The following is a 24,410-nucleotide window of genomic DNA, read 5'->3' on the forward strand; positions in this document are numbered from 1 at the left end:
TTGCTGTAAGTAATAAAAGTACATTAACATGTATGTACTTTTAAAAGCCTTTGTTGTTCAGTAAAAGTTTAAAATTAACAGTAAATGCAATGTATAAAACACTGTTAAATTACAGACAAAATAGAACCTGCTTTAAGTAAAGTTTCATCTTTTTTTGCAAAGCAAAAGCGAATCATTTTTAAATTTTCTGGTGGTTTTTGATAGAAGACCGAAACCGGAATAGCAACAATACCATGTTGTTCAGCTAAATAAAGACACATTTCAGAATCACTAAGTTCAGGCTTAATTTGAGAATAATCTAAATTTTGAAAGTAAGTTCCCTGAGATGGAGTAAATGTAAATCTAGAATTTTGGATTCCCTGATTAAATAAATCTCGCTTGTTTTGATAAAAATTTGCTAATTCTTCAATATGTTCAGGATGTTGCTGCATAAAATTTGCTAATGCCATTTGAATAGGTGTCACACCACAGAAATTGGTAAACTGATAAACTTGTCTAAAAACCTTCATGAGCTGAGGGCTAGCAACACAATATCCAGTTTTCCAACCTGTAACATGAAAAGTTTTTCCAAAAGATCCGACAACAAAACTACGATCACGTAATTCTGGAAAAGAAAGCGCTGAATAATGTTTTTGATCATCGTAAATTAGGTGTTCATATACTTCATCAGAAAGTACGACAATATTTTTATTTTCAATTAATTTTATTAAATTAAACCAATCCTGTTTTGACCAAATTGAACCTGTTGGGTTATGTGGAGTATTGATAATAATTAAGCGAGTTTTTTCTGTAATAGCTTGTTCAACAAGATTCCAATTAACATGAAAATGAGGTGCTTGAAGTGGAATATGAATTGCTTTTGCACCAACTAATTGAACACTAGGTGCATAACTGTCATAGCTAGGATCAAAAATAATGACTTCATGATTGGCATGAACAATGGCTTGAATTGCACTAAAAATTCCAATTGTTGCGCCTGGGGTAATTGTAATTTCTTGTTGTGGATCAAGTTGAATATTATCGCGATGTAAAAATTGCTGTGCCAATAACTCTCTTAATGATAGTAAACCATCACCTGGTGCATATTGATTAAATCCATCTAAAGTAGCTTTACTCAAGGCTTCGAGTAGTGCAGGGGGAGCAGGAAAGTCTGGAAAACCTTGGGATAGATTTAAGGCATTTAGCTTTTGGGCTAAAGCAGACATTACACTAAAAATAGTAACCCCTTGAGAAGGAAGTTTAGAATGAATTTCAATCATGATAAAAACAAGAAAAGGCACAAAAGTGCCTTAACAATAGCATGAGTTTATAGGGTTATTTTGTCAGTATTTTAGATAAGTAAATGCAGATATACAGATTATAGCAATACATCAATAACAGCTCGGATGATACCAAGTATTAAACCAATAAATGCACCAACGACCACACCATTTACTCGAATCATATGTAAGTCGCCACCGACTTCATTTTCAATTTTATCAATCATTTCACGTGAATCCCATTCATGAATGCGTTCACTAATAAAACGAATGACTTTTTCGCTATATTGATCCGAAAGGTCAATCGCAACACTACTTAATTTCTCATTAAGTAATGCTCTGACATCATGATTATCAATAATATTTTGACCGACTTGTTGAATGGCAATGCGAATATTTTTAGCAATACCTGAGTCAGGTTTTTCTAAATCTGATTTAATTGCATTACAAAGAATGACGACAGCACCACTAATAAAATTCAGGACTTGAGGGCTATCAAGTAATGCATTTTTGGTTTCATTAAGTTTTTGGCTTGTGGAGCTATGATCATCTGCAAGCTGAGTCATTAGTTCTTGTCCAAATTCTTCAATTTGAGCTCGCCAAGGATGTTCAGGATCTGCAAGCATCGATTCAATTTTTTCAATAAATGAATCAATAGAGCGTTGTTGCATATCGAAACCGAACCAACTTGCACCCTTGGCTAAACGCCAAACGCCTAGTTCTTTGAACATTTTTTTTGTTAAATCTTGAACTTTTTCAGGATTTTGTGTCATCCATTCATGCAGGACATCAAGACCACGTTGTAATACGTCTTGATGGAAATCATTTTCTAAAACTGCACGTAACATTTCACTACTAAGTGTATTAATTTGTGTGCTTTTAATCCATTGCACGCTATTGCTTTGAATAAAATGCCCAATTTGTTCTTGTCCAATAAATTCAAAAACTTTGGGTGCTGTTTGTTGGATCATTTGAGTAATTTGTTGGTTGTTTTCAGGGCGAATTAACCAGTGTCCTACAGCTAATGATACATCTGTATTTTTTAAACTTTTTTCTACAATTTGTGGAGACAAGAAATTTTCTTGTACAAAATGTCCCATAGACTCTGCTATACGAGCCTTATTTCGGGGAATAATTTCAGTGTGATCACGTAAAAAATGCGGTATTGGAATTTTACCAAAAGGATTACGAAACAGAACAGTAATGGCGTACCAATCTGCAAGCCCACCGACAACGCCTGCTTCCGCAGAGAGCATTAAAATATGAATCAACCACGTATATTCAGGCCATAATTTAGCGGTAATAATGAGCGCTAACCACGCCACAATAGCAACAATTAATGCAATGGTTGCAAATTTTTTACTACGTTGAAGATTGGGCGAGGTTTGTCGCGCTGCTGTCATAAATATATCCAAAATTTATTTTTTACTAGGCTCATTTACAGGTGGTGGTAGAACTTCACCTGTAGGGCTAAGACCATATTTTGATCCTAATGATTTTAGAATTAAAGAGGCATCAAATGCATCTTTTGGTGCAGATTTTTCATCTTTAAAGCATTCAATTGTATAAGCAACTTGAGCGGGTTCGACATTCACAACTTGCGGCATATTATAAAAAGGATCTGACCAATATCCTGGATAACGGTGATAAAAGTTAGGCGGATAATAGACTGGTGCAGGATAGATCACAGCTTGTCGAGCGGGTTGTTGAACTGTATTACTTGGATCATTCATCACTTTAAAATATTGAAAGCCATTTTGCACAGTCGTTTGAGCTGCTTTAAGCAAAGCAATTTCTTCAGCAGAGCCGTAAGTCATATTCATATTGGTTTGAAAACCAATACGATAAATATTGTTATTTAATGGAATACTCGTAAATTGTCCGAGTTGATTATAAGTCAGAGGCTGGGAGATAGTTGTACATCCACCTAAGATTAGGCTCGAGCCGATCAATAGCCCAATTATTTTTTTCTTCATTATGTCCTCCTAAATGGAAAAGGGAGATTTAAAAACTACTGTTGGGTTGTTTCAAAAACTCAAGTTCTTCGGCTGTCGATTGACGACCTAAAATTTGATTTCGATGTGGATAGCGACCGAAACGATCAATAATGGCTTTATGTTTAATTTCAAATTCTAATGAGTTAGTGACACCTAATGCTTCAAATAATGTTAAAGCATGTTGATGAATCACTTTAGATTCACTATGCATAAATGGCATGTATAAGAATGCTCGTTGCTCAGGAGAAAGCTGCTGATCTAATTGTAGTGAAATAGCTTCTTGAGCAAGACAAAGTGCAAGCGGATCTTGAGCAAAAGCTTGTGGAGAATCACGATATAGATTTCTTGAAAATTGATCTAAAATAATAATTTCCGCAAGTCGCCCTTGAATAGTTTCACGCCATTGCCATAATTCACAGTTTGACGCTTGACGATGAATCTCTGAATATTGATCATGAATTATTTGATCAAATGTTGTATTTTTAGCAAATTGAAAAGGAATTGTATCTGGATGGAACCAAAATGCTAAAATTTGTTCATTGTTCATAAATTTTATAATCCATAATCTATATATTGTTAATAAAATCACAAATTCAGTGTGTCTTATACAGTAACTTTGTGATAAAAAATGCAAGAAATAATTGAATTGATTTGCCTAAATGGCTTTCAGGTTGTAATTTGTCTGCCTTATATCACGGTATAATTTAAATCAACTGATGGTTTCTGTGGTTTCTTTTGAAAAGCGAGATTGTAATGAGTCAACCCCAAACGAATATTCCAAATATTTTACCAAATTGGGTGGATTCGTCGCACGTCAAGGGAATGTTGCGTGGTATTGAACGTGAAAGCTTGCGTATGCAAAGCAATGGTTTTTTATCTCAAGCAGATCATCCAAAAACTTTAGGTTCAGCATTAACCCATCCACATATTACAACAGATTATTCTGAAGCTTTGATGGAGTTTATTACACCTCCTCAAGAAACGATTGATCAGGTACTGAATTATTTAAGAGATATTCACGCTGTTGTTCATCGTCATTTAGAAAATGGCGAAAAATTATGGCCATTATCTATGCCTTGTATGTTAGATGATACAGAAGAAAGTATTCGTTTGGCGCAATATGGCACATCAAATATTGGTCGTTTTAAAACTTTATATCGTCATGGTTTAGGTATTCGTTATGGTCGTCGTATGCAGACGATTTCAGGCGTACATTATAATTTATCTTTCCCTGATCAATTATTTGAAGCTTTACAAGAAAAAGAAACCGATGAAGAGTTAAAAGCATTATCGCTTCAAGATTATCGCAGTCATCGTTATTTTGGCTTGATTCGTAATTTTATTCGTTTAACACCACTTGTAATGTATTTGGTTGGTGCTAGTCCGTCAGTTTGTAAATGTTTTATGACTGGGCGTGATCACCATTTGTTGCCATTGGTAGGCGGAACATTATTTTTACCCTATGCAACAGCTTTGAGAATGGGAAATTTTGGTTATCAAAACTCAGCTCAAAAAGAATTAGGCATTCATTACAATAACTTAAAAGGTTATTTGGAAGGTTTGCAAAAAGCAGTTAAAACGCCATATAAACGTTTTACACGTTTAGGTTTAGAAGATAAACAGGGCGAGCCAACACAAATTAATGACCATGTATTACAAATTGAAAATGAATATTACAGTTTAGTTCGACCAAAACAGGTTCCTCAGGATGGTGAAACGCCATCTGAAGCATTACAAAACCGTGGTGTTGGTTATGTTGAATTGCGTGCTGTCGATGTTAATCCTTATAGCCCAATTGGTATTGATGAAGATACAGCTGGATTCTTAGAAGTTTTAGCACTGTATTGTTTATTACAAGATAGTCCAGAATTACTTGGTGATGAACAAAATCAAATAGAACAAAATCAAACAGAAATTGTTAACCGTGGTCGTGCTCCAAATGCTAAAATTCATGAGAATGATCATGAATATGCTGTACAAGAGTGGTTAAGTAAACACCTTTTACACATGCAGCCATTTTCACAATTGCTTGATGATACGTATAAAACAAAGATCTATTCTCAAGCATTAAAAACGATGCTTAATCGTACTGCCGACGTCGATGAAACATTATCTGTTGGTGTTATTGAAGATACGATTGAGTATGGTGGAACGTGGGGATTTGGTAGTCATCTTGCGGTACAACATGCAGCGGTTTATGAAACACATAAATTAAGCAAAAAAACATTAGCCTATTTTGATGAAGTTGCAAAAATTTCTATTCAAAATCAACAACAACTTGAAGAAGATAATAGTAAGTCATTTAAAGAATATCTTACTGATTATAGATAAAAATTAAGAGGTGACCGATGAAATGGAGTTATCGCTTCGTTAGCGGTTTATTATTTTTAGCCAGCATGGTTGGTATGGCATTTGCCTTGTATTTAGAACATGTACAAGGTTTAGAACCATGTCCATTATGTGTATTTCAACGCGTTGGATTAATTGCATTAGGAATTTTTTCTCTAATTGCTTTTATTCATAATCCAATTTCAAATACATTTAAACGAATTTATACATTTTTAGGCACTGCTGGAATTTTATGGTCGGTGGGTGTTGCGGCACGTCATGTATGGTTACAGCATTTACCACCAGATCAAGTTCCAAGCTGTGGTCCTGGCTTAGATTATTGGTTGGATACATTGCCATTAAAATCAGTGTTCCAACAGGTTTTACAAGGTTCTGGTGAATGTGCATTGATTGATTGGACTTTCTTAGGACAATCATTGCCAGTGTGGTCTTTAGTTTTCTTTAGCTTATTAGCAATTATTAGCTTATGGCAGTTATTTAGAAAATATCCTGCATAAATTAAAAAAAGAGCCAATATTGATTGGCTCTTTTTTATTTTCTTGCGATTTATTAAGTTAAAGCAATATTTTTAAATTTTTCTAAATCAATAATATGTTTTTGAATATGTTCGCCATCTGTAGATTTTTGAGGTGGATAGAACCAACGCGCAATCTGTTCAGCTACACATGGATGATACTGAATTTCTAAATGATTGAGCCCATAAAAAATGGCTTTATGTGCATCAGGTACTTTTAAATGAAAGCGAGGATCTGGATGTTCTCCCAAAGCACTGCTAACACTCACTAAATAATCACCAATTGCTTTTAATGCAGAAATTTCTTTATTTTCTTGCTCAATTGTACCTGCAATAAAAAAAGTGTTAATGTGAGAAGGTAATGGAGCAGGCTTTCGATTGTCATCTAGGGAGCCAATTCTTGCATCATTATGTTCCCAATCATCATCACGAACGCTACCGTAACGTAAATCTAAAATACCATTACTACGAATATTTACCAATTGACTGAGAATTTTAATAATAGGAAGGCGCCCTAATTTATCTTGTAAATTAAAACTAAGCCGTTCGAGCATTGCGCCATGATGGGGTGAACCAATACATACTAAGTTTTCAACATGGTGAAACCAACGATACATATTTTGCTTTGCATAAAAGAGAGCACTCCTTGCAATAAGACCACCCATGCTATGTCCAATTAGACTAATTTCTGTAATGTTTGGATTTTTTGTAATCAGATCTTCAAGAATGTTAGAGAGACTTCGTCCATTCGCTGAAATTCTTCGACCTGTATTATAGTTTAGATAGAGCATTGTGTTATGTGCACGTTGAGCTAACAACTTTTCACCAATATCGCCATATTGATAGTGTGACCAATCTAAATGATTCATGCACAATCCATGAATAAAGATGACGATATGACCATTAAGTTCACCTTGTTGTACGGAACCATAATGGTCATATAAAGTCATGGGTAAACCCATAGGATTATGATTTTCTAATAAATAGTCGCCGAATATGCCATTGAGTGCTCCAAGAAGAAAATGTAGTTTTGGCGTTAATGGCTTTTCATGCAATTTTGGAAATTTTTCAATAATATGTCGTAGGCTCGGTGCTAAATAATGGCTACCATAATTTTGTAATGAGTCGAATGAATGTTTATAAAAATTTTGCACATAAGATTTTTTTTGTAATTGTTGGGTTTTATATAGATTAAAACCAAATAGACTCACTGCTATTTCGCGTTGAATGGCTAAAATAATTTCACGGACTACATTACTAATCGGTGTACTAACCAGCTGTGCAAGACCTTCGAGCACATCTGCTTGACTGGGAGGTGTCTGATCCCATTTACAATAGGTTTCATGTAGGGGGGTTAAGCTAGCCATTGTGATTTGTATCCTCTCATTTGAAGAAACACTTTATTTTCATTTGCATTCACGGTATAAATTTGGGGTTATATACGTTATTTCTTTTCCTTTGCTGAAGCATATAGTTCTATTTATATAAACTTTAATTTTTATCTGTGCAATTAAAAAAGAGTGACTTATTTGATGAAACTATTGTATATATTTTAACTAGTATTTGCAAAATATGAATATTATTTATTTGCATGGCTTTTTAAGTAATTCAAATTCGGTCAAAGGTATATTGTTAAAAAGATATATTGAACAATATACTGAGCATCAAATTTATTTACCAGATTTGAATATGCCACCATTACAGGTGTTAGAGGAACTTTCCTTGCAGATTCAACAATTAGAACAAGTTGTTTTAGTAGGAAGTAGTTTAGGGGGATTTTATGCTACGCAATTGGCGAGTCGCTATCATCTTCCAGCAGTGATGATTAATCCTGCGATTCAACCTTGGATATTATTTAGAAAATTATTTGGTCAAGATAAAATCCCATTGAAAGTGACAGAGCAATGGACATTAGATGATACTCAATTAAATGATTTAGAACAGCTTGCAGCACCATTTGTGCAAGATGCAAGCAAAGTGCTCGTGTTATTACAACAAGATGATGAAATTTTGGATTATCGCGAAGCACAGCGTTATTATAGCGCAGTAACACATCAGTCCATGCTGATTACTGAAACAAAAGGCAATCATGGAATGGATAATTTTGCAGAAAAAATCCCCATGATTATTCAGTTTTTATCGGACAGCATAAAATAAGGAAACCGAAACACGTGTCTCAATATACGGCTCAATCACTTGAAGTTTTATCTGGTTTAGATCCAGTACGTCGTCGTCCTGGTATGTACACTGATACGTCACGTCCAAACCATTTGGCACAGGAAGTGATTGATAATGCGGTCGATGAGGCACTTGCAGGTCATGCAAATAAAATTACCGTAACAGTATATAAAGATGGTTCATTGTCTGTAGAAGATAATGGCCGTGGTATGCCTGTCGACATTCATCCTGAATATGGTCAAAGTGGTATTGAAATTATTTTAACCAAGCTTCATGCGGGTGGTAAGTTCAGCACCGATAATTATCAATTTTCAGGTGGTTTGCACGGGGTAGGTATTTCGGTTGTAAATGCTTTATCTCATCGTGTGGAAGTTCAAGTTCAGCGCCAAGGTAATTTATATAAGATGGCGTTTGAAAATGGTGATCCTGTTTCTGGATTAGATATTTTAGAAGGTAAAGCACCTAAACGTGCAACAGGTACTACTGTTCATTTTTGGCCAGATGAAAAATATTTTGATTCACCAAAATTTGCTTTAAAAGCATTGAAACATAATTTAAAAGCCAAAGCTGTTTTAGCTGCTGGTTTAGAAATTACGTATATTGATAAAATTAACGATGAAAAAATCGTTTGGCAATTTGAAAATGGGCTTGTCGATTATTTAATGGATGAGCTTGAAGATCGTGAAATTGTGCCTGCACCTGCTTTTGTGGCGAATGGTGAAGCGGAAAGAGCCAGTGCAGAATTTGCGATTTGTTGGAATGCTGAGGGTGGCGAACAAATTCAAGAAAGTTATGTGAATTTAATTCCAACAGCTCAAGGCGGTACGCATGTAAATGGTTTACGTTCAGGTGTAACGGATGCGATTCGTGAGTTCTGTGAATTACGTAATTTATTACCACGTAATTTAAAACTTACTGCAGAAGATGTTTGGGATGGAGTGAACTATATTCTGTCGTTGAAGTTTCAAGAGCCTCAATTTTCAGGTCAAACAAAAGAACGCCTTTCAAGCCGTGAGGCGTCAGCTGTAGTTTTAAATATTGCTAAAGATGCTTTTGCATTGTGGTTGAACCAAAATTCAGACGTAGCAATGCAATTGGCTGAAATGGTGATTGCTAAGGCAGGACGTCGTTTAAAAGCTGCGAAAAAAGTTGAACGTAAAAGAATTGTTTCAGGTCCAGCATTACCTGGTAAGTTGGCAGATTGTGTGGGTCATACTTTAGAAGAATCTGAACTATTTATTGTGGAAGGTGATTCTGCGGGTGGTTCTGCAAAACAAGCACGAGATAAAAATTTCCAAGCGATCATGCCGATTCGCGGGAAAATTTTAAATACGTGGGAAGTTTCTTCAGATGAGGTTTTAGCATCTCAGGAAGTACATGATATTGCGATTGCAATTGGTGTAGATCCAGGTTCTGATGATTTATCAGAATTACGTTATGGTAAGGTATGTATTCTGGCCGATGCAGATTCTGATGGCTTACACATTGCGACTTTATTGTGTGCATTGTTTGTGAAGCATTTCCCAACATTGGTTGAGGAAGGGCATTTGTTTGTTGCAATGCCACCGCTGTACCGTATTGATGATGCTAAAGATGTTCACTATGCCTTAGATGATGAGGAATTAGAGGCGATTTTGAAAAAATGTAAAGCCAAGAATCCTCAAATTACACGATTCAAAGGTTTGGGTGAGATGAATGCGAGTCAGCTTCGTGAAACTACAATGGATCCTGATACTCGTCGTTTAGTACAGTTAGATTTAGATGATAGCCAATTCACAGCAGGTTTATTAGATAAATTACTTGCAAAGAAACGTTCATCTGATCGTAAATTATGGTTAGAACAAAAAGGTAATTTGGCAGACATTACTGTCTAAATTTCATATAAAAAAGCCCACAATGTGGGTTTTTTTTATGAAATTTATACTTCACAAAGTGAGCAGTTTACACCACGACAATTATGTAAAACTGAGTTTCGAGCGCTATTTTTTTGTGTTCCCGGTCCACCAACCAATGGACCTGCTAATTGTTCTGCTCCTGAATTAGGTCGCCATTTAGTTTTCATATTGATTTGTTGATGACCTGTGATCATTGGTTTAGCTAGAGTTTGTTGTTTGCAATATTGGCATTCAATAGTATCTGTTGAAATACGGGCAATAGGAACTCGTTGTTCAAAAATTCCTTCACAATGTTCACAACGGAAATCGTATAACGGCATCTCTAATACTCCAATATAAATGCATTTAAAAAGTGGATAGTGAATGAATGCGATAATCACTATCCAATAAACTCAATTTTTTTTAAAATTATGGATCATCAACTTAGCGTTTATGTCCCCAGAATTTATTATCGTTTAATGCACCTTGCGGCAAGATGTTTTGCTCAAAAATAGATGTTGGTAAAGAAACCGTACAAGCACAGTTTGGAATATCGACAATACCTCCAATACGACCTTCAACAGGTGCAGCCGTTAATAACATATAGGCTTGTGAGCCTGTAAAACCAAAGTTTTCTAAGTATTTAATGGCTTTTAAGCATGCTTGGCGATATGCCACTGTTGCATCTAAATAGTAGTTCACACCATCTTCAACGCTAATACCTTCAAAGGTTAGCCATTGATCGTAAGCTGGGCGTACATTACTTGGAACGAAAATAGGTGAGTCGATATTATATTTCTCCATACCACCTTTAATCAGGTCGAAACCAACGCGTGTTACACCATCCATTTCAATGGCGCCACAGAAGCCAATTTCACCATCGCCTTGAGAAAAGTGTAAATCTCCCATGGAGAAGCCAGCACCTTTTTGATAAACAGGGAAATAAATACGACTACCTGCGGCAAGATCTTTGATATCTGTATTACCACCATGTTCACGCGGTGGTACGGTACGGGCTGCTTCTGCCGCCATACGATCAAATTCAGGACCTTTTACACCACGAAGTACCGCAGTCCGTGGATCTGGTGGGTTAGCTTGACCTTTTGGAACAAGTAATGCTTCACGACGGTTCCATTCTTTAAGTAAATCATGAGAAGGAAGTGTGCCCATTAAGCCTGGATGCTTTAGTCCTGCAATACGTACGCCCGGAATATGACGAGACGTTGCAAATAAGCCTTTTAAATCCCAAATGGCTTTATCTGCTTCGGGGAAATAATCTGCAAGAAAACCACCACCATTTTCTTTGGCAAAGACACCTGAAAAACCAACATCTGAAATGGGTTGAATATCAAGTAGGTCAATTACCAAAAGATCACCCGGTTCAGCACCTTCTACATAAAAAGGACCTGTTAATGGATGAGCTCTGGTTAAGTCCACATTTTTGACATCATCAATATCATCGGTATCTTTAATTTGGGCATCTAGAAAGTCTAAACTTTCAATTAAAATTTCTTCGCCCGGTTTGACTGATGTTAAAAATGGTAAGTCTGGGTGCCAGCGGTTATGTCCAATTTCCGCTTGTTCTGCAAGTGGTACCCCAGGCTTAATTTTAATATGTTGCATGATTTATCCCCTATGTGAAGGTCAAATAAAGCTTAGTTTTTTGTGTTGTGTGTAATGTCATGAATTAGTGAATTTGAATGGGAAATAGAAAGTTCTATTTGTTGTGATTGAAGAGTTAAACGTGTTCCATCAAAATCGATTTGGATATGATCTGCATCAGGATGTTGCATAATAAATCGAGCTAATTGTGGCTCAATTAATACGCGAAAACGACGACTTAAACCACGAGCACCAAAGCGAATATCATGTCCTGTAGATAAAAAGACAGTTGCTTTTTCACTTAATGAGACTGTTCGGCTTTGCTTTTGAAGGCGTTGATTAAGTTTTTCAACTTCCAGATCTACAAGTGTTGAAACGAACTCTGATGGCACAGCGTGATAATGCAAAATTCGTTCAATACGATTTAAAAATTCAGGATCAAACTTTTTATGTAAAGCACGTTCAGTAATTTGTGAATCATCCAATTTGCTAAATTCAGCGAGCTTTTGGATAGGTTTTGGAAGTTTAGATAGTAACTTCAAGCGTGCTTGTGCTTCTTTAGCACCAATATTACTGGTCATAAAAATAAGGCAATTTTTAAAGTCTAAGGTTTTTGTTCCTGCTGTAAGTTTTAATGTTCCTGTATCGAGAACATTGAGCAAACCACGAATGACCTCTGTACTGGCTTTTTCAATTTCATCAAATAAAACAATGCCCGGTTTTGAAAAACTACCTTGTAAATGTGCTTCATCAAATAAAGTATTACCTTCTTTTGAACCCACATAACCTGGGGGTGCACCTGTTAATGCAGCTGCATAATGTTCTTGTGCCAGTGTATTCATATCAATGCGGCAAAAAGCATCAGGCTTTCCATGTATGGCTTCTGCAATTAAGCGCACAGTTTCAGTTTTTCCTACACCAGTTGGACCAAGCATCAATGTGACAGCCAATGGACGATGTGAGGCATTAAAGTCAGCTTTGACTGTAATGAGCATATTTTCAATTTCATCAAGTGCGGCACTTTGTCCAATAATATGATCACGAAGATGTTTCATGACTTTTTCAGGATCAAAGCTAAAGCGAGAGGTACGTGCAATACGTTCTTTGCTTTGCATGTCATAACGTTGCTGAACTAAAGTTTCTTGATTTGCATTTATACGATCGCTGGCAAAAGTCATATGACGTACCTCCTTTGAATATATTGAAAATAATTAAGATGCTTCTTTTTCTAAGCCCTCATGAGGTAAGTTCCCAATTGGACATTCGGCAACGCCAATGGTTGAGCGCGTAATTTTTTCAACATTTTCTTGTGCTTTTTGGGCATCCAATACCCATGTTTTGTAGAAGTCGAAAGGACAATCTGCAACGCCTTTATCACCATCTCCATTGTTATAAACACCGGTATAACCACGATGTAATAATTTGAATAAATGGTTTTGAGATTGGTCGTATTTACGTGCATCTCGGATTTCATGAAGAGATAATTGTGCATATTGAATGCCGTTTTCTTCAGTGCCACATTCACCTAAGGTACGGCCGTCAAAGCCAACAACTGCTGAATGACCGAAGTAGGTGTAAACACCATCAAAACCAGTACAGTTTGCAACGGCAACATAGACGTTATTTGCCCATGCCATACATTTCGCCATATTGATTTGCTGTTCAGCAGCAGGATACATATAGCCTTGGCAACGTACGACAAGTTCAGCGCCTTTCATGGCACAGTCACGCCAAATTTCAGGATAATTACCATCATCACAGATGATCAAAGACATTTTGATGCCTTTAGGACCTTCGGTAACGTAAGTTGTATCGCCAGGACACCAACCTTCAATTGGACACCAAGGAATGATTTTGCGGTACTTTTGAACAATTTCCCCTTTGTTGTTAATCAGAATTAATGTGTTATAAGGAACTTTATGAGGATGCTCTTCGTGCTGTTCTCCAGTAATTGAAAAGACACCCCAGACATTTGCTTCAATACATGCTTGTGAAAAAATTGCAGTTTCATCACCGGGAATAGTCGCTGCTGTTTCCATCATTTCATTTGGGTCATACATGATGCCCATCGTGCTATATTCTGGAAAAACAACTAGGTCCATACCAGGAATCCCTTGTTTAATTCCTTTTAGCATTTCAGCAATGTTTTTCGCATTTTCTAGAACTTCAGCTTTTGTGTGTAAACGTGGAATTTTATAATTTACAACTGCTACACCAACGGTATCAGGACTGCTTGAAATATCACCATGACGCATGTTAAACACTCCTATTTTTGATAAATTCAAATTAAATTTTATGTTGAGAGTTTCGCGTGAAAAGTGCCGTAGCAAAATACGTTGAATTGCGTATATGGGCATGAGATCCATTACGGCACTTCATTCAAAGTAAAAGGAATTTTTTAAGGAATGAATAACGTTTTGTGAAGCAATAGGATTGTTTTGTATAAGGTGATACGTATTTAAAATATGAAATAGAAGTAAATTAGATTAAAAATATTTTAATTATTGAGTTGTAGAGAATAAAAAATCCCTCAGAAAACTAAGGGATAGATTTCAAAAAATTAAACTGAAAGGTATTTACTAATCGTAGCTTCATCTACATTTTCACGAATATTCTCGTAAGCAAATTTACCTTTATCTAATACAAAGAAACGATCTGCCATTGCCATAGTAAAGCTGAGAACTTGTTCAGAAACAACAATCGTTAAATCACGCTGATCTCGAATTTCTTTTAAGGTTTTCGCAATATCTTTAATAATAGAGGGCTGAATACCTTCGGTAGGTTCATCAAGTAGTAAAACTTTGGGGTTTGTTGCCAATGCACGTGCAATGGCAAGCTGTTGTTGTTGTCCACCCGATAGATTTCCACCCTTACGTTTTCGCATGTCCCAAAGTACTGGGAAAAGCTCATAAAGATCATCGGGAACTTTTCCATGTGCTGAAGCGGGTAAACCTGTTTGAATATTCTCTAAAACAGACATGGTAGAAAAAATCATACGACCTTGTGGAACATAAGCCACACCATTTTCTACACGTTGGTATGGATCGAGTTTTTCTAAATTTTTTCCATCGAGTTTAATTTCACCTTGCGTATTTTTAATATCACCAATAAGTGTTTTGAAAAGAGTGGTTTTTCCCATCCCATTTCGTCCCATAATTGCAACAATTTCTTTAGGCTTAATGATGAGTTCTAGATTATGAATGACTTGACTTTGTTTATAACCAGAACACAAAGATTGAATTTCTAATAAACCGCTCATAGCATCTCCTTAGTGTCCTAAATAAACTTCAATAACTTTAGGGTCGTTTTGTACATCATCCATTTTCCCCGCAGCTAAAATTTTACCTTGATGAAGAACAGTTACTTTATCTGCAATGGTTTTCACAAATTCCATGTCATGTTCAATGACTAAAACTGAACGTCCCACACTAATTTCTTTAAGTAATTGAGCAGTTTGTTCACGCTCAGAAACACTCATTCCTGCAACAGGCTCATCTAGCATGAGTAGTTCAGGATCTTGCATAAGCAACATCCCAATTTCGAGCCACTGCTTTTGTCCATGAGAAAGGAGGGCAGATGGTGTATCAAGAAAATCTGTTAAGAAAATTTTTGCAGCAATTTCTTGAATACGGTCTTCAACATCTTTGGTTCTACGGAAAAATAAAGAACCAAATACATTACGACCACGTGGAAATGACATTTCTAAATTGTCATAAACACTTAAATTTTCATAAATATTCGGGTTTTGAAATTTACGCCCAACGCCTTTACGAACAATTTCAAATTCACGTAATTTAGTCAGTTCAATATCATTAAATTTAATAGAACCAGAAGTTGCTTTTGTTTTTCCGCAAATGAGATCGAGAACAGTGGTTTTTCCTGCACCATTAGGGCCAATAACAACATGAACTTCATCTTTATCTAAATAAAAGTTTAGATCACTGACGGCTTTGAAGCCATCAAACGATACCGTAAGATCTTCAATGACCAAGACGGGTTTATTCATTTCTACACCGATGGGTTTCATTTTACACATCCTTCAGTAATAGGCTGAACATCTTGATCAGAATTATGATTTGGTGGTGGAGAGGATTGATCGATGGTTTTCTTTTTAATGAAGAGTGGACGTACATATTTTTCATATACTCCCGCTAAACCATTAGGTAAGAACATCACAACACCAATGAATAAACCACCTAAAAGGAATAGCCATAATTCAGGGAAAGCTTCGGAAAAGTAGGTTTTCCCTAAATTTACGAGAATTGCACCGTAAACTGCACCGAGAAGAGATAAACGACCCCCAACAGCAGCTAAAATCACCATCTCAATGGAAGGTACAATGCCAATAATAGTGGGTGACATAAAGCCGACTTGTAGCGTAAACATGGCACCGCCAATTGCTGAAACTACTGCGGCAAAACAGAAAATAAAGATTTTATACATTGCTACGTTATAGCCAGAAAAACGGACACGTTCTTCTTTATCTCGCATTGCCGAAAGTAATCTGCCCAATTTAGAACTAAGCACAAAGCGGCTAATCATAATCACAGCAATTAGTAATAAGGCATTGATATAGTACAAAATATATTTGGCTTCATCGGTGCGGATATCCCAACCGTGTAGTGTTTTTAAATCTGTAATACCGTTAATGCCACCTGTAAAACCTTGTTGACCAATAATGAGAATCGTTAAGATGGCAGCAATTGCTTGCATGATAATTGAGAAGTAAACATCACCTACACGACGTGTAAACATGGCAAAGCCAATAATAAATGCCAGTAAAATAGGAATAACAATAATGGCAAATAAGGTAAAACCAAAGCTATGGAAGGGTTCCCAAAAACTAGGTAGGCTCGTGACTTGATTCCAATCCATAAAGTCAGGAATACCTGGTGTAGTTTGAGCTGCTGTACTTTGCATGTCTGAAGCTTCAAGCTTTAAGAACATTGCCATACAATAGCCACCAACACCAAAGAAAATGCCTTGACCTAAACTTAAAATACCGCCGTGTCCCCAACATAGCACTAAGCCAATGGCAACGAATGCAAATGTTAAATATTTGCCCATTAAATTAAGACGGAAAATATCAAGAAACATGGGCATAACTAGCAAGATTAATACTGCCAAAATAGCTAAGCCGATCGCACCTTCTTTTCCGCCTAAAAAGGCATTCAATGGATTATTCATATCAATCTCTCCTGAATACCTATTTACGTACTTTTATTGAGAACAAACCTTGAGGACGAAGCATCAAGATAATGATGACCGTTGCTAAGGTAATGACTTTTGCAACAGATCCTGAAAGGAAGAATTCTAAAATTGATTGTGCTTGAGCAATACTGAATGCTGATGCAATTGTGCCAAGTAAACTTGCAGCGCCACCAAAAACAACCACCAAGAAGGTATCGACAATATATAAAGAGCCAGCAGTTGGACCTGTTGAACCAATCGTAGTGAATGCAGCTCCTGCAATTCCTGCCAAGCCACAACCTAGAGCAAAAGTTAAACTATCAACGCGCTTTGTATTAATCCCTACAGCACCACTCATAAAACGGTTTTGGTTGGTTGCGCGAAGTTGTAAACCCCAACGAGAGCGATAAATCAGGAAATAAACAAAAGCAGTGACAAGTAAAGTCACACCAACAAGGAATAAGCCATTGATTGGAATATCAATTGTTTCTGTTGGTTGATATGAACCCATTAACCAATCTGGTAGTGTTGGGCTGACTTCCTTTGGCCCGAATATTGAACGGAAAATTTGCTGCATAATTAAGCTAAGCCCCCATGTTGCAAGGAGCGTATCCAGAGGGCGTTGGTAAAGCCGACTAATCATGAGTCGTTCAACCATATAGCCCACAATTCCAGCAGTTAGAAATGCAGCCACAATGGCAATAATGAAATAATAAGGAAGTAATTCAGGGAAATAGCTTTCTGTTAATGTAGAGAGTACAAACGTCGTATAAGCACCAATAGTGAGGAACTCCCCATGTGCCATATTAATAACGCCCATTTGTCCAAAAATAATTGCAAGGCCTAGTGCCATTAATAACAGCACACAGAATACTGATAGACCATTAAAGCCTTGCATCGCAAATATTGCACCGAATTCTGCAAATGATAAATCCATCGCATCATCCTCCAAGCTTTAAATAAAATGTGTGGAATAAAAATCAGGAGAAATAATTTCTCCTGATATTTGGGCTGTTATTAGTAGCCTTTAGGGAAAGGATTTGGTTTGATTAGATCTTTAGTTTCATAAACCACTTTGAATTGACCATTTGGAAGTGCTTGACCAATGCGTGATCTGCTCCAAACATGGTGGTTTGCATCAATTTTGACATAGCCTTCAGGTGCTGTTTTTAAATCAATACCAGGAGATGCTTTAGTCACTTTCGCAACATCGAAGCTACCTGCTTTTTCAACTGCTGCCTTCCATAACCATGGACCTAAATAGGCAGCTTGAGTTACATCACCAACAACAGCTTTAGGACCATATTTTGCTTTAAATGCTTTTACAAATGCGATGTTATTTGGATTGTTAATACTTTGGAAATACTTCATTGAAGAGTAGAAATCAGCCATGTTTTCACCGCCAATTCCAAGTAACTCATCTTCAGTTACAGAGAATGTAAGAAGCGTTTGTTTCTTACCAGTTACTCCAGCTGCTTTTAATTGTTTATAGAATGAAACGTTTGATCCACCAACCACAGCAGTCACAATTGCATCAGGCTTTTTCAATTTTGTTTTATTGATAAGTGAACCAAATTGAGTATGACCAAGAGGGTAGTATTCTTCACCTACGACTTTACCTTTAAGTACTTTTTCAATATGCGTACGTGCAATTTTCATTGTGGTACGTGGCCAAATATAGTCAGAGCCAATAAGATAGAAAGTTTTTGCTTTTTTCTCACGTGCTAACCAATTTAATGATTCTAAAACCTGTTGAGTTGATTCTTGACCTGTATAAATAACATTTTTAGATTGTTCTAAACCTTCATAAAATGTTGGGTAATACAATAATGAGTTATTACGCTCAATGATTGGTAGTACTGCTTTACGTGATGCAGATGTCCAGCAACCAAAAATTGCAGCAACGCGGTCTTTTTCCGTTAATTTACGAGCTTTTTCTGCGAAAGTTGGCCAATCCGATGCACCATCTTCCTGAATAATTTTAATTTGTCGCCCTAGAATACCGCCTTGCTTATTAATTTGTTCAATCGCGAGACGTTCAGCCTGAATTGCACCTGTTTCAGAAATTGCCATGGTGCCTGTCGCTGAGTGTAATTGACCAACGTAAACAAATTTATCTGTGACATTAAGCTTAGTAGTATTTACTTTTGCTGTTGCAGGAACGCTACTGGCACTGACGACCAAAGGTGCCATTAAAAATGGAACAGCGATCAAGCCTGCAAGTAAATGAGAAGTTTTTACTTTTAGTTTTAAAGACATGTGGATTCCCCCGAAGCTAAATCAATGTATTGGCGCTTTTAAATCGAATGCGCTTGGTATGCATTCAAGCCTAAGGGGAGTTGATGACTGAGCATATACGTTACTTTACGTATATCAATGCGTATAAAAAATGATCTTTTTTGTTCATGTTATAGGCATGTTTTTTGCTGTTCGATTGCTGCATAAATTCAGAAAATTTAGATTGCGTTATGGACTCTAATACTCGTTCAAATCAAGCTCCACAGCGTGTGATCCCAACACGAAGAAAATATAATACGTGGGTTGTAGATGAAAGTATTGAAGATTACGCACTTCGCTATGCACCTCAATCTGTTCGTAAGTGGTCTTTATGGACAGTAACTAATACAGCATTAGCCGCAGTCAGTTTTCTTGCTATGGAAGCATTGGGTGCAACCATGCTTTGGCAATATGGTTTTAGCAATGCATTTTGGGCACTTGTTGTTGTTTCAATAATTATATTTTTGACAAGTTGGCCAATTGCTTATTATGCCGCGAAATATAATGTAGATATTGATTTACTCACCCGTGGTGCAGGTTTCGGTTATATTGGTTCATCTATTACATCTGTCATTTATGCAAGTTTTACCTTTATCTTTTTTGCTTTTGAAGCTGCCATTATGGCATTGGCTTTAGAATTGGGCTTAGGTATACCACTGAGTATCGGTTACTTACTATCTGCACTCATTATTCTTCCACTTGTTGTTAAAGGCATTGGTTTTATTAATAAAGTACAAGCAATTACACAACCAATTTGGATTTTTTTATTGTTATTGCCATGGTGTTTTGTTTTGGTGAAACACCCTACGCTTATTCATGATATTGCACTTATGTCGGGCGTAAAAAGTGAAAGCGCTGGTTTTAATCTGGTCTTTTTTGGTGCGTCTTGTACAATTTTATTTGCACTTGTGACCCAAATTGGGGAGCAGGTTGATTATCTTCGATTTTTACCAAATAAAAAAAATATTCAAAAAAAATGGAATTGGGCCGTATTTTTAGGAGGTCCAGCATGGATTTTAGCAGGCTTCATAAAAATTTTTATGGGCATGCTATTAATGGTTTTAGCCTTGGAATACTTAGTACCAAGCAGTGCATTAAGTAATCCTAATTACTTATATTGGATTGCTTATCAGCAGGTGGTAGATCATCCAGAAGTTGCATTATTTTTAACTGTTTTATTTGTATGCATTGCTCAAATTAAAATTAATGTGACGAATGCTTATGCAGGTTCTTTGGCATGGTCTAACTTTTTTGCACGACTTACACATAGCCATCCTGGGCGAGTTGTTTGGCTAGTATTTAATATTTTTATTGCATTACTTTTGATGGAATTGGGAGTTATTCATGCAGTCGAAGGTGTGTTAGGACTATATAGTAATGTTGCTTTGGCATGGGTAGGGACCTTAGTTGCTGATCTTATTATTTGTAAGCCTTTAGGCTTAAGCCCGAAAGGAATTGAATTTAGACGAGCTTATTTATATGACATTAATCCTGTTGGGGTAGGTAGTTTATTTATCGCAACCTTGCTTTCTATTTTATGCTACTTAGGTGTTTGGGGTGAAGTTGCTAAAGCATTAGCGGGTTTTATTGCACTAGGAACAGCATTAATTTGTGTGCCTTTAATTGCCTATTTAACTCAAGGTAAATATTACATTGCACGTAAAGTCCCTGAGCTAACATTTCTTCATATTCAAAAATGTGGTGTTTGCGAACATGAATATGAAGCTGCAGATATGGCAGATTGTCCTGCATATAACAATCAAATTTGCTCTTTATGTTGTACCTTAGAAGCAAGATGTCATGATTTGTGTAAGCCAAAGGCAAGATGGTTTTATCAACTTCGTATTTTTGCTTCTCAATTTTTACCTAAACGATGGCTACAATATTTAAATACACGTCTTAGTTTGTATCTTTCTTTAGTGTTAATGCTAAGTGTTGTCTTGGCTGTAAGCTTAAGTTTGGTTTATTTACAAGAAGTATCCCAAGCAGGTTACTCTATTACACAGCAACATACTCTTTTTTCACTATTTATTCGCATTTATGTTGTTCTGTTTTTATTACTTTGTGTGGCGGCTTGGTGGCTAGTTTTAAACGATGAAAGTCGTCGGCAAGCACAGTTAGAAAGTAACACCCAAACTCGATTATTAATTGATGAAATAGAAGCACATAAAATTACAGATCGACAATTACAAGATGCAAAAATATTGGCTGAAAAGGCAAATGAAGCTAAAAGCCGTTATGTAATCGGAATTAGCCATGAATTAAGAACACCATTGAATAGTATTTTGGGATATAGCCAATTATTAAAAAAACAAGAAATCTTATCTGAACAAGGTGCTTCTGCATTAGATGTAATTAGTAGAAGTGGACAGCATTTAACATCCTTAATTGATGGATTATTAGATTTAGCTAGAATTGAAACGGGAAAAATTTCCTTAGATATGTCAAATGTCGATTTTAGAAATTTTTTACAGCAAATTACTGATATGTTTGAGCCACAATTTGCTCAAAAAAATCTAAATTTTAAAGTAGAAATTAGTGAAAACATCCCTCAATACGTCAGAATTGATAAAAAAAGACTAAAACAAATTTTAATTAATTTATTAGGTAATGCTTTGAAATTCACTGTACAAGGTGACGTAATTTTTAAGGTCGATTATCGCTTTCAAACAGCTTATTTTGAAGTTCATGATACTGGTTGTGGTATTGCAGAGTCTGATCTTGAACGAATTTTTCAACCTTTTGAACGTGGAAAAAATGTGCTTCAAGGCAGTTTTATTGGCACTGGTTTGGGATTGCCAATCGTTAAATTATTGGTTGATATTTTGGGTGGTGAGTTGACTGTGAGTAGTCAGCTTAATCATGGATCTATATTTAAAATTAAACTTTATTTGCCATCTAAATCTGTCATTCATCCTATTGCAGATGTAGAAACGAACACGGTGACAGGTTATTCAGGTCAACGTCGAAAAATTTTAGTAGTTGATAATGAAGCAACAGATCGTGGTTTAGTTCTTAATTTTTTAAAACCTTTAGGATTTGTTTTAGAAGAGGCTGAATCAGGTTTAGAGTGCTTAAGAAAAGTTCCTGTGTTTCAACCAGATTTGATTTTAATGGATTTAAGTATGCCGTTATTGGGGGGCTGGGAAACTGCAAAATTATTGCGTCAAAATAAAATGACAAATGTTCCAATTATTATTATTTCAGCTGATGCAAATGAACGATTACAAAATCCTGAAACAGAAGTTCTAAATGAGGATTTTTTGGTAAAACCTGTCGATCTTAATTTATTACTGAATAAAATTGGCGATAAATTGGGACTTTCTTGGCTTCATCAGCATGAAAATTTAGAACAAATAAATTATGAAAAAATATTAGAACAAGAACATTTTATGGATGAAGAAAAACCTACTTTTTATACAACAGGTAGCATGACGTTAGAAGATGCAATTCAGCAATTAGAACAACATTTGAGTATTGGCTTTATTCGAGGAGCAAAAGCTTTATTGGCACAATGTATGCAAGATTTTATCCAGTTTGAGCCCTTATGGAGGCAAATTGAGCAAGACTTAAAACACTTCGATTGTGAAAATGCCATTCAGAGATTACAAGCACAATTAGAATCACGAAAACTTGAAAGAAGAGGAAAATAGCACATGCTAGAAAGTATTTTAATTGTTGATGATATTCCTGAAAACTTGAGTTTATTGCATGAAAGTTTAGATCAGGCAGGTTATCAAGTTTTAGTGGCTACGAATGGTTTTAGCGCAATAGAAATAGCACATCGTTCACAACCTGATATGATTTTACTTGATGGTAGTATGCCTGAAATGGATGGTTTTGAAAGTTGTATACAACTTAAGGCGAGCCCTGTTACTGCACATATTCCAGTTATCTTTATGACAGGTTTGACTGAAACAGAATATATTGTAAAAGGCTTCCAAGTTGGAGGGGTTGATTATGTTACAAAGCCTTTAAATATTGATGAAGTACAAGCACGAGTTAAAACACACTTATTACAAGCGCGTTTAATGCATCAACAAAAGCAAATGCTAGATGCGACAGGAAGTGCAATTTTGTCGTTAAATTTAAAGGGAGAGATTATTTGGCAAACCCCAATTGTGAAAGAGTTATTACAACGTTACCAAGTGAATATCGAACAGTTTCAAAGCGTTTTAAGACAATGGTTACAAGATCTCATTCAGCATCCCAATCATTCAAGTTTTATGTATGGGCAATATGGTCAAGAACAGATTCAATTGAATTTATTAACTAAAATTGACAATAATTATTCACAAAGAAATGTATTAATACAATTAAAAGAACAAAGCCAAATGCCGAGTATTGAAGATATTATGCAGGCCTGTTCGAACTTAACTCCTCGGGAGGCAGAGGTGATGCACTGGGTGACAATGGGAAAAACAAACAGAGATATTGCTGAAATTTTATCGTTAAGTCCTCGTACCGTGAATAAACATTTAGAGCATGTTTTTGAAAAACTCTATGTTGAAACGAGAACAGCCGCTGTATTACATGTGATGTCAGCATGTCAAAATCTAACAACAGCATAATTTCGTCAATATATTCTAATTTTAAGTATGTAATTATAAGAATAATTGAATAGGTGTTGGAAACTCATAAATATCACAATTCGGTTCTGTACCAATTCGATCAACAACTGCAAAATTGCTTGGGCTTTCTAATGTTAATAATGGATGGTGCCAAGTTCCTATCTGATAATTTACACCCTGAGAACCATCAGTAATAAATGCTTTGATTTTTGATAAATCAGGTTTATGTTCATCTAAATTTGGCGCAACAACAATTAAAAAGGGTTGTCCTTGCATTGGAATAAAAGCTTGGGAACCTTTAGGATGACGTTCTAGCATTGAGATTGAAAAAGGAACCAATGTTTTTTTTATATTTCTAAAAATACTGATCCCAATTTTTGAATTTCCATTTGTTTTAAGATCTGCAAGTGCATGATAACGTTCTGTATGTTTATTATTGATATGAAAAAAGTCATGTCCATCACAACTAATGACTTCACCAAAAGGAGCAAAGCCTTCTTGCGTAAGATGTTGAATTTTAATTGCAGTTACCATTACCAAATTCCAAAGAAGAAAAATATAAAAATAAACTCATATGGCTTCTTTTATTGGCATCTTAT

21 protein-coding genes are annotated in these 24,410 nt (G+C 35.9%); 6 read left to right on the plus strand and 15 right to left on the minus strand.

Annotation, left to right across the window (positions count from 1 at the left end):
• Window positions 1-104: 104 nt before the first annotated feature.
• From AOY20_RS04500 to AOY20_RS04515, 4 genes are all read right to left on the minus strand, one after another.
• Window positions 105-1,259, minus strand: coding sequence for a methionine aminotransferase (locus AOY20_RS04500; RefSeq protein WP_054582539.1), 1,155 nt, complete (start codon window positions 1,257-1,259; stop codon window positions 105-107).
• Window positions 1,260-1,357: 98 nt separating this feature from the next.
• A complete protein-coding gene (locus tag AOY20_RS04505) occupies window positions 1,358-2,662 on the minus strand; it encodes a DUF445 domain-containing protein (protein ID WP_054580751.1) in 1,305 nt (434 codons plus the stop codon).
• Between the two features lie 15 nt (window positions 2,663-2,677).
• On the minus strand, window positions 2,678-3,235 hold the full coding sequence (locus tag AOY20_RS04510) for a CC0125/CC1285 family lipoprotein (RefSeq protein ID WP_054580752.1): 558 nt from the start codon (window positions 3,233-3,235) through the stop codon (window positions 2,678-2,680).
• A gap of 28 nt (window positions 3,236-3,263) precedes the next feature.
• Complete coding sequence (locus AOY20_RS04515) at window positions 3,264-3,803, minus strand: DUF924 family protein (RefSeq protein WP_054580753.1); 540 nt, start codon at window positions 3,801-3,803, stop codon at window positions 3,264-3,266.
• Between the two features lie 206 nt (window positions 3,804-4,009).
• On the opposite strand from AOY20_RS04515, the gene gshA reads away from it, so the two are divergent.
• Together gshA and AOY20_RS04525 are read left to right on the plus strand one after the other, a co-directional pair.
• The gene (gene gshA, locus AOY20_RS04520; protein WP_054580754.1) at window positions 4,010-5,587 is read left to right on the plus strand and encodes a glutamate--cysteine ligase; all 1,578 of its coding nucleotides are present in this window, start codon (window positions 4,010-4,012) and stop codon (window positions 5,585-5,587) included.
• Window positions 5,588-5,604: 17 nt separating this feature from the next.
• Complete coding sequence (locus AOY20_RS04525; protein ID WP_054580755.1) at window positions 5,605-6,102, plus strand: disulfide bond formation protein B; 498 nt, start codon at window positions 5,605-5,607, stop codon at window positions 6,100-6,102.
• A 52-nt stretch (window positions 6,103-6,154) separates the two neighbouring features.
• Here the strand turns inward: AOY20_RS04525 and AOY20_RS04530 are convergent, their stop codons facing one another.
• On the minus strand, window positions 6,155-7,486 hold the full coding sequence (locus tag AOY20_RS04530; protein WP_054580756.1) for an alpha/beta fold hydrolase: 1,332 nt from the start codon (window positions 7,484-7,486) through the stop codon (window positions 6,155-6,157).
• A 205-nt stretch (window positions 7,487-7,691) separates the two neighbouring features.
• On the opposite strand from AOY20_RS04530, the gene AOY20_RS04535 reads away from it, so the two are divergent.
• Entirely contained in the window at window positions 7,692-8,276 is a 585-nt protein-coding gene (locus tag AOY20_RS04535) for a YqiA/YcfP family alpha/beta fold hydrolase (RefSeq protein ID WP_054580757.1), read from the plus strand.
• Between the two features lie 14 nt (window positions 8,277-8,290).
• Window positions 8,291-10,171 carry a DNA topoisomerase IV subunit B gene (gene parE, locus AOY20_RS04540; RefSeq protein ID WP_054580758.1) on the plus strand — a complete coding sequence of 627 codons (1,881 nt, stop codon included), beginning with the start codon at window positions 8,291-8,293 and terminating at the stop codon, window positions 10,169-10,171.
• Between the two features lie 44 nt (window positions 10,172-10,215).
• On the opposite strand, the gene AOY20_RS04545 is transcribed toward parE, so the two are convergent.
• The 9 genes from AOY20_RS04545 to urtA form a co-directional block, all read right to left on the minus strand.
• Window positions 10,216-10,512, minus strand: coding sequence for an FmdB family zinc ribbon protein (locus tag AOY20_RS04545; RefSeq protein ID WP_054580759.1), 297 nt, complete (start codon window positions 10,510-10,512; stop codon window positions 10,216-10,218).
• A 103-nt stretch (window positions 10,513-10,615) separates the two neighbouring features.
• The gene (fmdA, locus tag AOY20_RS04550; protein WP_054580760.1) at window positions 10,616-11,794 is read right to left on the minus strand and encodes a formamidase; all 1,179 of its coding nucleotides are present in this window, start codon (window positions 11,792-11,794) and stop codon (window positions 10,616-10,618) included.
• 32 nt (window positions 11,795-11,826) lie between these two features.
• Complete coding sequence (locus tag AOY20_RS04555) at window positions 11,827-12,951, minus strand: AAA family ATPase (protein ID WP_054580761.1); 1,125 nt, start codon at window positions 12,949-12,951, stop codon at window positions 11,827-11,829.
• Window positions 12,952-12,984: 33 nt separating this feature from the next.
• The gene (locus tag AOY20_RS04560) at window positions 12,985-14,028 is read right to left on the minus strand and encodes an aliphatic amidase (RefSeq protein WP_054580762.1); all 1,044 of its coding nucleotides are present in this window, start codon (window positions 14,026-14,028) and stop codon (window positions 12,985-12,987) included.
• 305 nt (window positions 14,029-14,333) lie between these two features.
• Window positions 14,334-15,032 carry an urea ABC transporter ATP-binding subunit UrtE gene (gene urtE / locus AOY20_RS04565; RefSeq protein ID WP_054580763.1) on the minus strand — a complete coding sequence of 233 codons (699 nt, stop codon included), beginning with the start codon at window positions 15,030-15,032 and terminating at the stop codon, window positions 14,334-14,336.
• 9 nt (window positions 15,033-15,041) lie between these two features.
• Window positions 15,042-15,800 carry an urea ABC transporter ATP-binding protein UrtD gene (gene urtD / locus AOY20_RS04570; RefSeq protein WP_054580764.1) on the minus strand — a complete coding sequence of 253 codons (759 nt, stop codon included), beginning with the start codon at window positions 15,798-15,800 and terminating at the stop codon, window positions 15,042-15,044.
• Window positions 15,797-16,960, minus strand: a complete 1,164-nt coding sequence (urtC, locus tag AOY20_RS04575; protein ID WP_054580765.1) for an urea ABC transporter permease subunit UrtC — start codon at window positions 16,958-16,960, stop codon at window positions 15,797-15,799. Before urtC ends, urtD begins: the two co-directional genes overlap by 4 nt.
• Before the next feature lie 19 nt (window positions 16,961-16,979).
• Window positions 16,980-17,900, minus strand: a complete 921-nt coding sequence (gene urtB / locus AOY20_RS04580) for an urea ABC transporter permease subunit UrtB (RefSeq protein WP_054580766.1) — start codon at window positions 17,898-17,900, stop codon at window positions 16,980-16,982.
• An 80-nt stretch (window positions 17,901-17,980) separates the two neighbouring features.
• Window positions 17,981-19,222: an urea ABC transporter substrate-binding protein gene (gene urtA, locus AOY20_RS04585; protein WP_054580767.1), complete on the minus strand. Its 1,242-nt coding sequence runs from the start codon at window positions 19,220-19,222 to the stop codon at window positions 17,981-17,983.
• Window positions 19,223-19,431: 209 nt separating this feature from the next.
• On the opposite strand from urtA, the gene AOY20_RS04590 reads away from it, so the two are divergent.
• Together AOY20_RS04590 and AOY20_RS04595 are read left to right on the plus strand one after the other, a co-directional pair.
• Window positions 19,432-22,893 (plus strand): hybrid sensor histidine kinase/response regulator, encoded by a 3,462-nt coding sequence (locus AOY20_RS04590; protein WP_054580768.1) that lies wholly within the window; start codon window positions 19,432-19,434, stop codon window positions 22,891-22,893.
• A 3-nt stretch (window positions 22,894-22,896) separates the two neighbouring features.
• Complete coding sequence (locus tag AOY20_RS04595) at window positions 22,897-23,811, plus strand: response regulator transcription factor (RefSeq protein WP_054580769.1); 915 nt, start codon at window positions 22,897-22,899, stop codon at window positions 23,809-23,811.
• A gap of 33 nt (window positions 23,812-23,844) precedes the next feature.
• Here AOY20_RS04595 and AOY20_RS04600 read toward each other — a convergent pair whose 3' ends face one another.
• On the minus strand, window positions 23,845-24,345 hold the full coding sequence (locus AOY20_RS04600) for an ureidoglycolate lyase (RefSeq protein ID WP_054580770.1): 501 nt from the start codon (window positions 24,343-24,345) through the stop codon (window positions 23,845-23,847).
• Window positions 24,346-24,410: the final 65 nt, after the last annotated feature.

Source organism: Acinetobacter equi (genome assembly GCF_001307195.1).
GTDB classification, from domain to species: Bacteria; Pseudomonadota; Gammaproteobacteria; order Pseudomonadales; family Moraxellaceae; genus Acinetobacter; species Acinetobacter equi.